At 43.5% G+C, this 12,886-nt stretch carries 15 protein-coding genes; 4 read left to right on the forward strand and 11 right to left on the reverse strand.

Translation table 11 applies throughout. The annotated features are described in order from the left end of the window. Positions 1-6: 6 nt before the first annotated feature. The 10 genes from flgK to flgB all read right to left on the reverse strand — a co-directional run bounded on the left by flgK (position 7) and on the right by flgB (position 8,222). Positions 7-1,380 (reverse strand): flagellar hook-associated protein FlgK, encoded by a 1,374-nt coding sequence (gene flgK / locus L2764_RS09925; protein ID WP_248940057.1) that lies wholly within the window; start codon positions 1,378-1,380, stop codon positions 7-9. A gap of 94 nt (positions 1,381-1,474) precedes the next feature. After that, the gene (locus L2764_RS09930; protein WP_248940058.1) at positions 1,475-1,903 is read right to left on the reverse strand and encodes a rod-binding protein; all 429 of its coding nucleotides are present in this window, start codon (positions 1,901-1,903) and stop codon (positions 1,475-1,477) included. A 104-nt stretch (positions 1,904-2,007) separates the two neighbouring features. Continuing rightward, positions 2,008-3,138 (reverse strand): flagellar basal body P-ring protein FlgI, encoded by a 1,131-nt coding sequence (locus L2764_RS09935; RefSeq protein ID WP_376708400.1) that lies wholly within the window; start codon positions 3,136-3,138, stop codon positions 2,008-2,010. Between the two features lie 53 nt (positions 3,139-3,191). Next, entirely contained in the window at positions 3,192-3,854 is a 663-nt protein-coding gene (gene flgH, locus L2764_RS09940; protein WP_248940059.1) for a flagellar basal body L-ring protein FlgH, read from the reverse strand. Between the two features lie 48 nt (positions 3,855-3,902). Then, positions 3,903-4,688: a flagellar basal-body rod protein FlgG gene (gene flgG, locus L2764_RS09945; RefSeq protein WP_248940060.1), complete on the reverse strand. Its 786-nt coding sequence runs from the start codon at positions 4,686-4,688 to the stop codon at positions 3,903-3,905. Positions 4,689-4,699: 11 nt separating this feature from the next. Next, positions 4,700-5,434, reverse strand: coding sequence for a flagellar basal-body rod protein FlgF (gene flgF, locus L2764_RS09950; RefSeq protein WP_248940061.1), 735 nt, complete (start codon positions 5,432-5,434; stop codon positions 4,700-4,702). 81 nt (positions 5,435-5,515) lie between these two features. Beyond that, positions 5,516-6,724 (reverse strand): flagellar hook protein FlgE, encoded by a 1,209-nt coding sequence (gene flgE / locus L2764_RS09955; protein ID WP_248940062.1) that lies wholly within the window; start codon positions 6,722-6,724, stop codon positions 5,516-5,518. Between the two features lie 61 nt (positions 6,725-6,785). Further along, positions 6,786-7,445 carry a flagellar hook capping FlgD N-terminal domain-containing protein gene (locus tag L2764_RS09960; protein ID WP_248940063.1) on the reverse strand — a complete coding sequence of 220 codons (660 nt, stop codon included), beginning with the start codon at positions 7,443-7,445 and terminating at the stop codon, positions 6,786-6,788. 1 nt (position 7,446) lies between these two features. Beyond that, positions 7,447-7,863, reverse strand: a complete 417-nt coding sequence (flgC, locus tag L2764_RS09965; protein WP_248940064.1) for a flagellar basal body rod protein FlgC — start codon at positions 7,861-7,863, stop codon at positions 7,447-7,449. 8 nt (positions 7,864-7,871) lie between these two features. Further along, on the reverse strand, positions 7,872-8,222 hold the full coding sequence (flgB, locus tag L2764_RS09970) for a flagellar basal body rod protein FlgB (protein WP_248940065.1): 351 nt from the start codon (positions 8,220-8,222) through the stop codon (positions 7,872-7,874). A 276-nt stretch (positions 8,223-8,498) separates the two neighbouring features. Here flgB and flgA point away from each other — a divergent pair, with 276 nt between their 5' ends. From flgA to L2764_RS09990, 4 genes are all read left to right on the forward strand, one after another. After that, the gene (flgA, locus tag L2764_RS09975) at positions 8,499-9,206 is read left to right on the forward strand and encodes a flagellar basal body P-ring formation chaperone FlgA (RefSeq protein WP_248940066.1); all 708 of its coding nucleotides are present in this window, start codon (positions 8,499-8,501) and stop codon (positions 9,204-9,206) included. A 206-nt stretch (positions 9,207-9,412) separates the two neighbouring features. Beyond that, positions 9,413-9,703 carry a flagellar biosynthesis anti-sigma factor FlgM gene (flgM, locus tag L2764_RS09980; RefSeq protein ID WP_248940067.1) on the forward strand — a complete coding sequence of 97 codons (291 nt, stop codon included), beginning with the start codon at positions 9,413-9,415 and terminating at the stop codon, positions 9,701-9,703. A gap of 4 nt (positions 9,704-9,707) precedes the next feature. Next, positions 9,708-10,157, forward strand: coding sequence for a flagellar export chaperone FlgN (gene flgN, locus L2764_RS09985; RefSeq protein ID WP_248940068.1), 450 nt, complete (start codon positions 9,708-9,710; stop codon positions 10,155-10,157). A gap of 367 nt (positions 10,158-10,524) precedes the next feature. Further along, positions 10,525-11,892, forward strand: a complete 1,368-nt coding sequence (locus tag L2764_RS09990) for a M20/M25/M40 family metallo-hydrolase (protein WP_248940069.1) — start codon at positions 10,525-10,527, stop codon at positions 11,890-11,892. On the opposite strand, the gene L2764_RS09995 is transcribed toward L2764_RS09990, so the two are convergent. Beyond that, the gene (locus tag L2764_RS09995; protein WP_248940070.1) at positions 11,869-12,765 is read right to left on the reverse strand and encodes an aspartyl/asparaginyl beta-hydroxylase domain-containing protein; all 897 of its coding nucleotides are present in this window, start codon (positions 12,763-12,765) and stop codon (positions 11,869-11,871) included. The genes L2764_RS09990 and L2764_RS09995 overlap by 24 nt on opposite strands. Positions 12,766-12,886: the final 121 nt, after the last annotated feature.

Here is a 12,886-nt window from a genome sequence, read left to right on the forward strand (position 1 = left end):
ATTTCCTTAAATGCTGTTTAAAAGAGTCTGAAACAACTGATCGGCCGTAGAGATGATCTTGGCATTGGCTTGATACTGTTGCTGGTATTTTATGAGGTTGACGCCTTCTTCATCTAAGTTTACGCCACTGGTGCTGGACCATTGGGATTGGGCATTCATCTGTAACTGGGTACTGGTATCGGCATTTAAATTAGCTTGGCGCGCGGTGGAGCCTAATTGACCTATTTTCGCAGCAAACGCATCACCCATGCTGGTCGTTGCATTAATCGAGCCGAAGGTAAAGTTGGTATTAGCGATTTCGACGAGATCGCGTAGGTTACTGTTGTCGCCAGGTGTACTATTTTGGCCAAAGGCGAGCATATCCGAGGTAAATCCAGAGGTGAGGCCTAAGGTACCTGCTGGATTACTGGGATCATAGCTGAAGAGATCTAATTTTGGTGTGGCGCCATTAAGATCGGTACCATTTTTCAGGGTACGATTAAATTCATCGGCTAAGTTTTTCGCCATTTCATTGACGAAGGTAATAGAGTCAGCCAGATCGTTATCACGATAATCGAGTAATGCCCCCAAACTGCCCCCGGTATTTTTATCAACAGGAAAGCTTGATTGACCAAATTGAATATTGATTTGCTTCAGTGTGGGGTTACTGGTTGACGGTGAGGTCACTAAGGTTGATTTGGTGGTGCCAGCCAGTAAAGGCTGTCCTTGAGACAGTGAGATATTCACCATACCATTACTTTCTTCAGTCACACGGATGTCAATAATATTGGCCAGATCGTCAATGGCCGCGTCGCGGCTGTCTAATAATGAAGCCGACGGTGTGCCATTATTGGCAGAAGATTGAATTTCAGAATTTAAACGGGCAATGGTTTCTATTTGGGTGTTGATTTCATTGACCGATGCCCCCATTTGACTTTCAATTTGCGTGGTTTGCGCACTTAAACTGTCGTTAATAGAGTTGATACGTTGGCTTAATGCGTTTGCTTCATTGAGCACGCCTTGTCGATAGGCTGTCTCATTAGGTTTTTCCATTGAGGCATTGAGCGCGGCAAAGAGGGTATCTAAACCTTGGGAAATGTTATTACCATCAGTATTAAAAACGGTTTCTACTTGACTATGATAACTTTGCTGAGTACTGGCATAACCCACACCACTACTGGTGTTCCATAATTGAGCCACTTGATATTGATCGGAAATTCGGCGAATGCCATCGACATTCACGCCTGCACCACCGCCATAACCGCCACCGGCCACTGAGCTGGTTAACAGTTGCTGACGCGAATAACCGGGTACTGCAGCGTTGGCAACATTATTAGAAGTGGTGTTCAAGGCCGCCATGCTGGCGGTTAACCCTGACATGCCAATATTAAGAAGGCTCATTTTGTATCCTTAGTCTAAGTCGAACAAAGCTGCTAATACCCATTCCATCAGTGGTGTATGCTCCGGAATGGGTACATACCGTCATGCGGCCCGTTTATTTCACCTTTAATGGGGTGATAAGGGCAGGTTGCATGGCTGTGGTTGATATATTGGTCGCGATATTAGCGGCGTTATTAGTTGATAATTGATTATTAGAAGCGACCGCTTCAGGGGCTGACTTAAGGGCGCTGGCCAATTGTTTAGTCATGACACTGGCAAGCCCTGTGCTTTGCATTTGGCTTAAACGTCCGGCTAACTCTGCATCATGCCAGTCGCGATATAGACTGTCTTTTTGTGCTGATAGTGGGCTATCTTCATCTGCCATGACATCGGATGCTGATCGCATCTGTTTTAACACCGTTTGCAGAAACTGCGCTTCAAATTGCTGACTGACCAGCTTTAGTGCGCCGTATTCACCATTACTCTTGATGAGATCGGCCGCATTGGTTTGGTTTAGGTAGCTGTGTGAATTGTCGAGTTTCATGAGTTCACCATCAATGATTATTTTTTAAAGCAAGCTTAACGCTATTCATTTTTAAGCGATAAGCTTGCTTGATTTACATTTATTATTTTAACTTTATATCGCTGTTAAATAACAACCAATTCGGCTTCTAAAGAGCCTGCTTCATCTAGCGCTTGTAAAATAGACATCAAGTCCATGGGTGAGGCGCCAAGGCTGTTAATGGCTCTTACAATTTCTTCTAATGCCACACCTTCTTCCCAGACAAACATGTGGCCGCTGCCAGTGTCGAGACTCACTTGGCTATCGGTAGTCACTACCGTACGGCCTTGCGCAACCCCATAAATAGCACTGTTAGGTTGACTGACTTGCGGCTTTTCTATGATGCTGACCGTCAAGTTACCGTGACTCACCGCCGCTTTACGAACGACGACGCCGCCACCCATAACCACTGTACCTGTACGACTATTGAAGACCACTCGAGGGGGTTTACGTCCTTGAAGGATCTGTAATTCCTCTAGCATTGACATGAAGGTGATGCGTTCTCTATGTGATTTTGGTGCACGTACGAGCACTTTTCCTTTGCTGTCAGCTTGGGCCACATTGGGGCCGAAGAGATCGTTAATGGCGCGTTCAATATTACGCGCGGTTTTAAAGCTAGGGGCACGTAAGTTTAGAATGATGTGATCTTTATTGTGAAAGTTGCTGGGAATTTCCGCTTCTAGGATCGCCCCGTTGGGGATTTTACCGACTGTGGTGATATTGACGGAAATAGAGGTGCCATTTCGCCCTTGGGCAGATACGCCACCGACAACGAGATTACCTTGACCTACGGCATAAATTTCACCGTCAACCCCTTTAAGTGGGGTCATCAATAAGCTACCACCACGTAAGCTTTTGGCATCACCCAACGAAGAAACGGTAATGTCGATGGTTTGTCCAGGGCTGGTGAGTGCAGGGACGGTGGCATGGACAGCGACTGCCGCGACATTCTTGAGCTTAGGGTCTATTCTATCATCAAGTTGTACGCCAAATTGCTTTAACATGTTGACCACAGATTGGCTGGTAAATTTGACCTGAGTGCGATCGCCCGTACCGTTCAAACCGACCACTAAGCCGTAACCGACAAGTTGGTTACCTCGAATACCTTGTACATCAACGATATCCATTAAGTAACGTGTTTGTGCGGATTCTTGGGCCACAGAGGGGCCTGTTGCAAGCATCAAAAACAAACTGGTTAATAGTGTTATTTTTTTCATTTTCCCCTTCCTTGCTGAAGTGAGGAGCCTTGGGAGCTGGATTAAATATCGCATCATAATGGGAACCAAGGGCTATTGAAGTAGCGGGCAGCCCAGCCCATATTATTACTATCGGCAATGGCACCTTTGCCGCCATAAATGATACGAGCATCAGCAATTCTTTGAGAAGAGATCGTGTTGTCGGTACCGATATCATCGATACGAATAAGACCAATCAAACGCAAAAATTCATCACCTTGATTGAGCCTTAACCACTTTTCACCACGAATAAGCAATGCACCATTGGGTAGTACCTTAGCGACTGTCACAGTAATGGACCCAGACAGTTGATTCTGCTGAGTACTTGAGCCGCGGCCATCAAACCCTCGACCAAAAGAACCGTCGGCACTGGCTGAATATCCATTGCCATCGATATCTGAGGTTAAACCGAAACCCATTTGTTGATCTTTGCTGGTTGAAGTATCGGCTCGTTTGCTTGAAAAGGTTTTTTCATCCAAAGCAACGGTGAGAATGTCACCTTCTCGAAAAGCGCGCTTATCTTTAAACAGGGTTAACATATAACCCTGACGATAGAGGCTGCCATCTTTTGCCTCAGGTAGGCTGTAATCGATTTCTGGTGGTGCCCATTCCGCTTGGCCTGGTTGAGTCTCGGCCTCTGGAAAATGGGCTGCACAACCAGATAATAATAACAGAACTCCTATCCATAAATGACGCATCTGTTTCCCTTATCGTATTGGTGTAAAGTGGCACAACATCAGTTTCGATTAAAGAGACTGGTTGAGAAATTTAAGCATGTCGTCTGAAGCTGAAACGACTTTCGCATTCATTTCATAGGCTCTTTGGGTTGAGATCATTTCAACCATTTCTTCCACAACATTCACGTTAGCGCCTTCTAAAGATCCTTGTCTTAGTTGACCCATTGCTTGATCGCCTGCAATACCTTCAATGGCTGCGCCAGACGCCGATGTTTCACGGTATAAGCTGTCACCACGGGCTTCTAAACCGGTTGGGTTAGTGAAGTTAACGAGCGTGATTTGCCCGAGTTCTTGTGAGTCGCTATTACCTGCGATTTGCGCTGATACGGTACCGTCTGAGGCGATGGTAATGTTGAGTGCATCTTCAGGTATTTCGATGTTAGGCACTAAAGGCAAGCCTTGAGAAGTGACGATGATGCCTTCGCTGCTACGATAAAATTGTCCATTACGAGTGTAACCAATATCACCGTTGGCTTCTTCAATCTGGAAGAAACCTTGACCTTCAATCGCTAAGTCAAGTTGTTGATTAGTGGTGAGCATATCACCGGTAGTGAAGACTTTTTGGGTACCGACAACACGCGTACCTGTACCCAGTTGTAGGCCTGAAGGTAGCTGATTGAGTTCATCAACTTGCCCACCGGGTTGACGCTGTACTTGATAGAAAAGATCGTTAAAGGCGACGCGGTCACGTTTAAAACCTGTGGTATTCACGTTAGCCAAGTTGTTGGCTATGGTGGTCATTTTCACATCTTGAGCCGTTAGGCCTGTTTTACTTACCCATAATGCTGATTGCATTTTCTTATCCTTTAAGCGTTTCGGATCAGGCGGTTGCCTGCTTCGGCTAATTTTTCGGCGCTTTTCATCAATTTGACTTGAATTTCAAATTGGCGAGTGAGATCCATAGAGGCGATGAGTTCAGAAACGGCTTGGACGTTACTGGCCTCAAGAAAACCACTGTCGACTAGCACTGAGCCGTCGGCTTTTAATGGATTGCCATCACGGCTGTAAAAAAGACCGTCTTGTCCTTTTTTCATGGTATCCAATTCAGGGTTCACCATTTTGAGTTGCGCGATTTGTTCAATAATGCCGCCCTCAGAGCCTAGAATGCTAATGCGTCCATCATCACCCACAAACAGATCGCGATATTCAGGTAATACAATAGGGCCATTTAGACCTTGAACCACGCGGCCATCGACAGTGAGTTGGCCTGTTGCGTCAGGAACGATGGCACCTGAACGGGTATAAGCTTCGCCAGCATCTGTCATGACAGTGAACATGCCATGATCGCGAATGGCTAAGTCTAATTTGCGGCCTGTCGGGTTAAGTGCGCCTGCTTGTTTGTTAAAACCTGCATCTTCAGTTTGCGCTAATACTCGCGTTCTTAAACTGTTGCCTGTCGGCGTAATGACTTGCGCGTTAACGCGCTCTAAATCAGCTTTAAATCCTGTGGTATCAGCGTTAGCTAAGTTGTTAGCGCGAATGGATTGGGCTTCCATTATTCGCGCCGCACCTGTGGCCGCTGTGTATAACATTCTATCCATGCTTCATTCCTTAAACCTATAAATGTATTTAATGCATCTAACAGGCTGAACTCATTAAAAGTGCAGCCTGAAACAAAGAGATTAAATTGCGTTCAATAGGGCTTGTTGCATGGTGGAATTAGCATCCAGTACTTTGGCGTTGGATTGATAATTACGCTGGGCTGTCATCAGGCTAACCATTTCGGCTGTGGTATCGACATTGGAGCCTTCAAGGTAACCTGAACTAATGCCGCCTAATGTACCGGTTGTCGGTGAGCCCATCACTGCTTGGCCAGCTTGGTTTGTTGCTGTCCAAGCATTGTTACTGACTGGAGTCAGTCCGTTAGGATTGTTAAAGTCGGCTAAGACTACTTGGCCTTGAAGTTGCTCTTGACCATTGGTGTAAGTGCCATACAGCATACCGTTCTCGTCGAGACGTATACCGTTTAGTTCGCCTGAGGTATAACCATTCTGGCTAAGGCCTGAGTTGTTATAATCTTTAGCGTATTGGGTGGTATTGGTATAGCTTAAAGCAATCGTTAGGTCGTCCACACCGGCAATAATGGCAGGATTAGTGGTGCTAGTAATGTTCAGTGTCTTAGCGGCACCGGTATTTAGTGTGCCATCATTGTTGAACGTCAGATTATTGGTGTCGACAAGCTCGCCATCCATCATGTAATTAACGGTCCAAGCATTGTCGGCGGTTTTGATATGATATTCGGTTAGTGCGTGCTCAGCGCCAAGTGAGTCGTTGACGGTGACGGTGGTTGTTGAGTGATAAGTGGTTGCGTCTGCGGCATCGAATGGGGTGACAGTGAGATCGATAGCGTCGACGGTTGAATCCCAGTTAGAGACGATACCAACGGCGGTGGTTGGATTCGCAGCTAGTGAGCCTGATTGTATTTGCAGATCACTGATGGTACCGTTTTGTAGCTGTTTCGCCGTATTAACAGGGTAACCTTGTAGGCGGTTACCGGCAGGATCGACGACAAAACCATTGGCATCTTGATTAAACATACCGGCGCGGGCATATAAGGTGCTGCCATCTTGACCAGAGAGCACGAAGAAACCATCACCTTGAATACCTAAGTCGAGTTCACGACCTGTGTAACTCAACGTGCCGCCAGTAGAGAAGTTTTGCGTGGTCGACATCACGTTAACACCACCGGCTTGACCGCCGTTATAGATGGCGGCAAATTCACTGCGTCCGCCTCTAAAACCCACGGTTGAAGCATTGGAAATATTATTACTGATAGTGTTTAAATCTTGTGTCGTTGCTTGTAGGCCACTGAGTGCGATGTTGTAAGACATAGAATGGAACCCTTATTAAATCTTATTGAAGTTAATTAAACGCTGTTTTTAAGAAGCTCAATTAAGAAACTTCAGATATTTCAAGAACAGAGACTGTTCCTAGTCCATAGCCGAGTTCGGCCATCATCATGCCTGATGCACTGGCAAAGTGAATCTTTTCAATCGGTGCTTGTACAAAGGTTTTCAAGCTGGTGGATTCATCACCGGTTGTGGCTTTAGCTTGCAGTTTGTATTCACCTTTGGGTAATCCTAATACTTGAGGATCGATATTAAAGGCGACATCACCACTACCTTGCGCGCCCAAGTTAATGGTGTGGGCTACGACTCCGTTGACATCAACAATATCGATGCTGACAGCGGAGGTGGCATTCTCTAAATACACTTTACCTTCAATGCTCTCACTATCAGCTTCAATTGTTAGCGAATCGGCTGCGACCATGGCATCTTTGCCAATGAGGTTTGCGGATTGCACTATGCCCATGTTTTCAATCATCACCATTTGGGTGTTTTGATCTGAGCGCATTTTTTCCATGCTTTCTACTTGTGAGAACTGTGCCAGTTGTGACACATATTCTGTGCCATCGATGGGATTCGTTGGGTCTTGGTTTTTAATTTGGGCAATCATCAGGGTCATGAATTCGTTGGTTAGCGCACTTGAACTGTTTGCACTGGTCGCGACTTCAGGGGTGTTATAACTGCTAGATAACGCATTAACATTCATCTTATTTTGCTCCTAGTTGTAATAGACCTTGCTGCATTGAGCGAGCACGATTCATGACTTCTACACTGGTTTCAAAGGCGCGGCTGGCGGCCATCATGTCAGCCATTTCATCGACGGTATTGACGTTGGAATAGGCAACATAGCCTTGTTCATTCGCAAAAGGATGATCCGGTTCATAGCGCATATCCAGAGGCGCATCGGTTTCAACAATGGCAGCCACTTCAACTTGAGCGCCAGTAACATGGCCGTCGACTTGGTTATAAATAGTCGAAAAAATAGGTTTCAATGCTCTATAAGCATCATCGGGATTTTTTGCTGCAGCACCTGCGTTGGCAAGATTACTGGCAACGGTGTTTAGGCGAATACTTTGCGCATTCATGCCGGCACCCGCGATTTGATAGATTTCTCCAAATGACATATGACTTCCTACTGTCCTTCAATGGCGGACTTGAGTCCGGCGATTTTCATATTAAGAAAAGTAAGGCTGGTTTGATAATCCATGGCGTTTTGAGAAAATCTGGCCTGTTCTTTTCCAAGTTCAACGGTGTTTTGATCAGCTGAAGTTTGATAAGGGATGCGATAACCCATGTCATAATCACGATCCGGAACCATACCAGCATTGACTTGTGACATTACGGAACCGAAATCAAGATCTCGCGCCTTATAACCAGGGGTTTCTGCATTGGCTAAGTTTCCTGCTAGTACCTTGCTTCGTTCTACCCTAAAATCCAGTGCCTGGGGATGAATACCCAGTGCTGCATCAAGATTAATGGCCATTATCGGCTCCTCGTAATAAAAGTAATTAATGCTGTATGTTTCCGTGAATGAATCGTTAGTATTCAATTAACATGCCAACTATTTTAATTCTTTATTGTTAGTGGCTTATGATTATTACCAGTCAGGAGTAGGAATGCTCACTTCCTCTTTTTTTCACAGACTGCCTATTCGTTTCCGCTTTTTGCTGGGATGAATTTAGAAACTTGCATCTGAGGCTAGCTTGGGTATATTGCATGGCATATTTTATTCAAAGTGGCTGACTTTATGGGGTTGTGGATGCGCTTATGGTTGGCAGGTTGTACGTTAACGAGTGGCTTGCTAATGCTTCCGGTGCAAGCGGAGTCAGCTACTGTTCAGCAATTAGAAGCACGGATGACTCAAGTTTTAAGCCAAGAACTCAAGCAATGGCAACAACATGCGGGAGTGAAAGACTTAACAAAAAAAATCACTGTGCGCGTGCCTTCAGGCGCTGAAAAACTCACTTTATGTCCAAAATCACCAACGATCAATTCTGCTGATATTGATTTTGGTCAAGTACAACGCAAGCTGAGTTGCCCGTCTCTTGGTTGGTCTTTATATGTCAGGGCTAAAGTGCAAGTTAGCGCGCGTTTACCTGTGTTTAAGCGTGCGATGAAGCGAGGTGAGCAGGTTAAAGGGCAGGATATAACGTGGATGAAACTGGCATTAAAAGGCTCGGATAAAGAGGTGTTAACACAGGCATCAGATATCATCGGTCGGCAAATGGTGAGAAAGCTGCATCGCTATAAACCTATCAAAGCTATGTATTTAGGTGCGCCAGTGTTAGTCAAGCTAGGTGATAAGGTGATCATTGAGGCTAAAAGCCAAGGATTTTATGCCAAAATGTTTGGTGAAGCATTAGAGTCGGGTAGAGAAGGGGAAGCGATACGAGTGAAAAACTTGAGTTCAGGTAAAATTATCACCGCTTATCCAACGAGTAAAGGTAAAGTGACAACCCATTTTTAAGAATTTACACGGACTTTTTCGTGTATTTGCCTTTATCTGGGATTATCTGTGTTACATTTTGTTTGATATCTTATTTTGTTCAATAATTCATAGCGTTTTATTTTTACACGTATTGAATTTCAGCGGGTTGTATTTGAGGTCGCTTTATTGTGTATACCTAAGTGATTTAGGGTATAACGGCATTAATATATATGGGTGGGAACGGAATGGAAATTAATAAAATTAATAGCGCTTTGAATGCTGAAGTTGGCGCGAGCATGAGTCAAACTTCAACGAAGGCAGAGCCGCAACCCGCTCAGAGCCAAGTGAAACCGATCGCGACCCCAAAAGCGGTGAGTGATGATTGGGAATTGTTAGCGCGATCTCAACCTCAACTTCAGCAAATTGATGATGTCGATCAAGCTAAAGTCGATCAACTTCGTCAATCCCTTAAAGACGGCACTTTTGATTTAAATCTGGGTAAAGTGGCTGAAGCCATGTTTAATCAACACGGATAACACTATGTCAGAAAAACGTGAGCTAGTACAAAGCCTCGTTAGAGGCGTACGCCAAGATATAGAAGGTTATAAGCAACTAAAAAGTTTATTACGACGTCAGCGTCAGTTGATGCAGCAACGCAATAATGACGCACTTAAGTTACATAATGAACATCAAAGTGCATTGTGTGAGAGCTTGAAACAAAGTGCCGATCATCGCAGCGCTGCCCTGCAACGCTTAGGTTTAGTGGGGAATTCTGCTGGTATGGAGCAATTGATTGCTAAATTGCCGCCTCAGTCATCACAACAAGTGAATGTGATTTGGCAGCAATTGCTGACATTAGCCACTGAAAGCCAGCATGCGAATGATGTTAATGGTAAGCTACTTGTCGATCAGCAATTTATTATTAATAATTTGCTACGCCGTAATGTTGAGCAGACTCTAGATTATGGTAGTCAGTCTCAATCGCTATGATGATAGCGTAAATTAAAGAGAGTAAGTTAACACTGATGCCGTTATTTGAGTGACTCTCTTTAGTTTATGTTGTTATTTATTCCTTGAACCACTTCTTCCTCCCGCCGATTAAATGTAACTATATTGCATTTATTTAGTTGTTATTCACATTCATTTTTGTTTTTTTTTGTGCTAACTTTGAATGTTGAATATTGAATTATCTTGTATTGATTAACTTCAACTGATTGATTTTAAATATTTATCATCATACCTCTTTATTTGTGAACATTTTTATTTGTTTTAATGAATAAGGTTGCAAAACTTAATGCTTATTTCGCATTTAGATATACTCGATAACCCCTGAAGTTTATTGATGTATGAGGCTTTGATGAGACGTTCATTCCTTCACCCTTATTTTTTATGTGTATGCCTATTGGTATTGTTTAGTGCTGCAGTTTCAGCAAGTCCTGCTCCTTTAAAAGACAACAATCAAGATAAGAAGAGTGAATCTAAAATTGTTGATGCGGTCAATCAAGCGTTGCCAGAAGCCCGTTCACAGCTTGAAAAAGTCGTCAATATTAATAGTGGCACCATGAATTTTTCAGGTGTTAAACAAGTCGGCATGGTGTTTAAGAAGGCGCTTGAAGATTTAGGTTTTGATGCTCAGTGGCAAGATGGCTCAAGTTACAATCGTGCAGGCAGTTTAGTGGCCTCCTACGGTACTCAAGGCAAGAAAATATTACTCATTGGGCATTTAGATACGGTATTTGCTAAAGATGATGCCTTTCAAACCTATCAACAACTCGATGAAACCCATGCTGCGGGTCCTGGAGTGAGTGATATGAAAGGCGGAGATGTCATTATGCTGACGGCGATTAAGGCATTAAAGCAAGCTGGATTCCTCGACAGGATAAGCCTTAGAGTTGTCATGACAGGTGATGAAGAGAAAAGTGGTTTACCCTTATCGGCATCCAAGAAAGCCATCATCGATGCTGCCAAGTGGGCTGATGTGGCTCTGGGGTTTGAAGATGGTGACGGTGATATAAAAACAGCTGTGATTGCGCGCCGTGGCGCTGTCGATTGGACCCTTAAAGTGACTGGGCAGCCGGCTCATTCATCGCAAATATTTACTGAAAAAGTGGGCGATGGCGCGATTTATGAAATGGCGAGGATCTTAAATGAATTCCGCGAGTCATTATCTTCAATGGATAATTTGACCTTCAACCCAGGACTCATTCTCGCGGGGACGGATGTGGAACATCAAACCAATGGCACAAAGGGTTCAGCTTTAGGTAAAACCAATGTGGTGTCTAAAGAGGCTGTGGTGATGGGGGATATTCGTGCGCTATCGCCTCATCAGCTTAATAAAGCGAAAGAGAAAATGTTAGAGATAGTTTCTCAAAGTTTACCCATGACTGCGGCGACATTGATTTTTAATGAAGGTTATCCCCCTATGGCGGCAACGAATAGTAATCGGCAGTTATTGACGCTCTATAATCAGATCAGTGAAGATTTAGGTTATGGAAAGGTGGTGGCTGTTAATCCACGTAATGCGGGAGCGGCTGATATTTCTTTTGCGGCAAACTATGTGGATATGTCTCTTGATGGATTAGGTTTAATGGGCACTGGAGGGCACACCTCTGATGAAATAGCGGATATGAGTAGTTTCAGTAAAAATGCCCAAAAAGCGGCGTTATTATTATATCGCTTGTCTGAGCCTGGTGCTAATTTATTAAAAAAACAACAAGGTAATTAAGCCTAGAAAAATACAGTACTTAATAAAGTAATACAATGGCTTGTTGAATTTCCGTAATTTTTTACCAACAATTCTGATTTGATAAATATATTTAAAAGCTTTGTTTATTCCGCCGGTTTTATCGCCTATTTCATTAGGTGCGGCGGCCGATTTTAATAAAACATAACTGATGAATTTATTGTATAACCTTATCACTCTAAATTTTAATGGTCTCTCAATATCACATAATAAAATAATCCGATCACAGTTGGTATTATTGATGGCTTCATGTAAGTAAGTTTCATCAAATAATACATCTTCTCCATCACGCCAATGGTATGGTTCACCATCAACATTGATATAGCATTTATCATCGTTGGGAGTAATGAGTCCAAGGTGATACCTTAGGGATCCGGCATAAGGATCGCGGTGTAAACCGAGTCGACTGCCGGCTTTTAATCTTGCAAACATGGCAGCCTTAATATTGGGTATTGATTGGACTAATAGGGTTGTTTGTGGACTTCTGATCATTGCTGAAGGGATTTCTGCTCCGTACCAGCTAATGTAGAAGCGACTCCAACCTTTTCTGAAGAAAGAATTAAATGCGGCATCATCTAATTTATCCGATGTAGATATTAATCCATCCTGTTCTAGTGCTAGTGCTTCTTGACGAATGATCTCCCAGTTATCTTTTAGTTTATTAAGGTTATCCACTGAGTGTGTTTCAAGATATGGCGTTGTCTTTATTTTAGAGAAAATATATAAAGGGAAATTGATGAATGCCATAAAAGTCGAATGATCAGTCAATTGTCGAGTGAATTTATGTTTTAGTTTTCCTCGGCGGCAGATATAACTTGCAGAGATAAAAAAATACAGTATAAAAATAATTTTCATTGTGTATGGTGAGTGCTTAGTTGGAAAGTGAGAGTAAAAAATTAGCAATATTTTAGGGGGAAAGTAATTAGCATAAAGTCTGTTTTTATAAGGTGTGAAGGTGTTCGTATTTATGGGGTAA

This window comes from Shewanella surugensis (assembly GCF_023284005.1).
GTDB lineage: Bacteria > Pseudomonadota > Gammaproteobacteria > Enterobacterales > Shewanellaceae > Shewanella > Shewanella surugensis.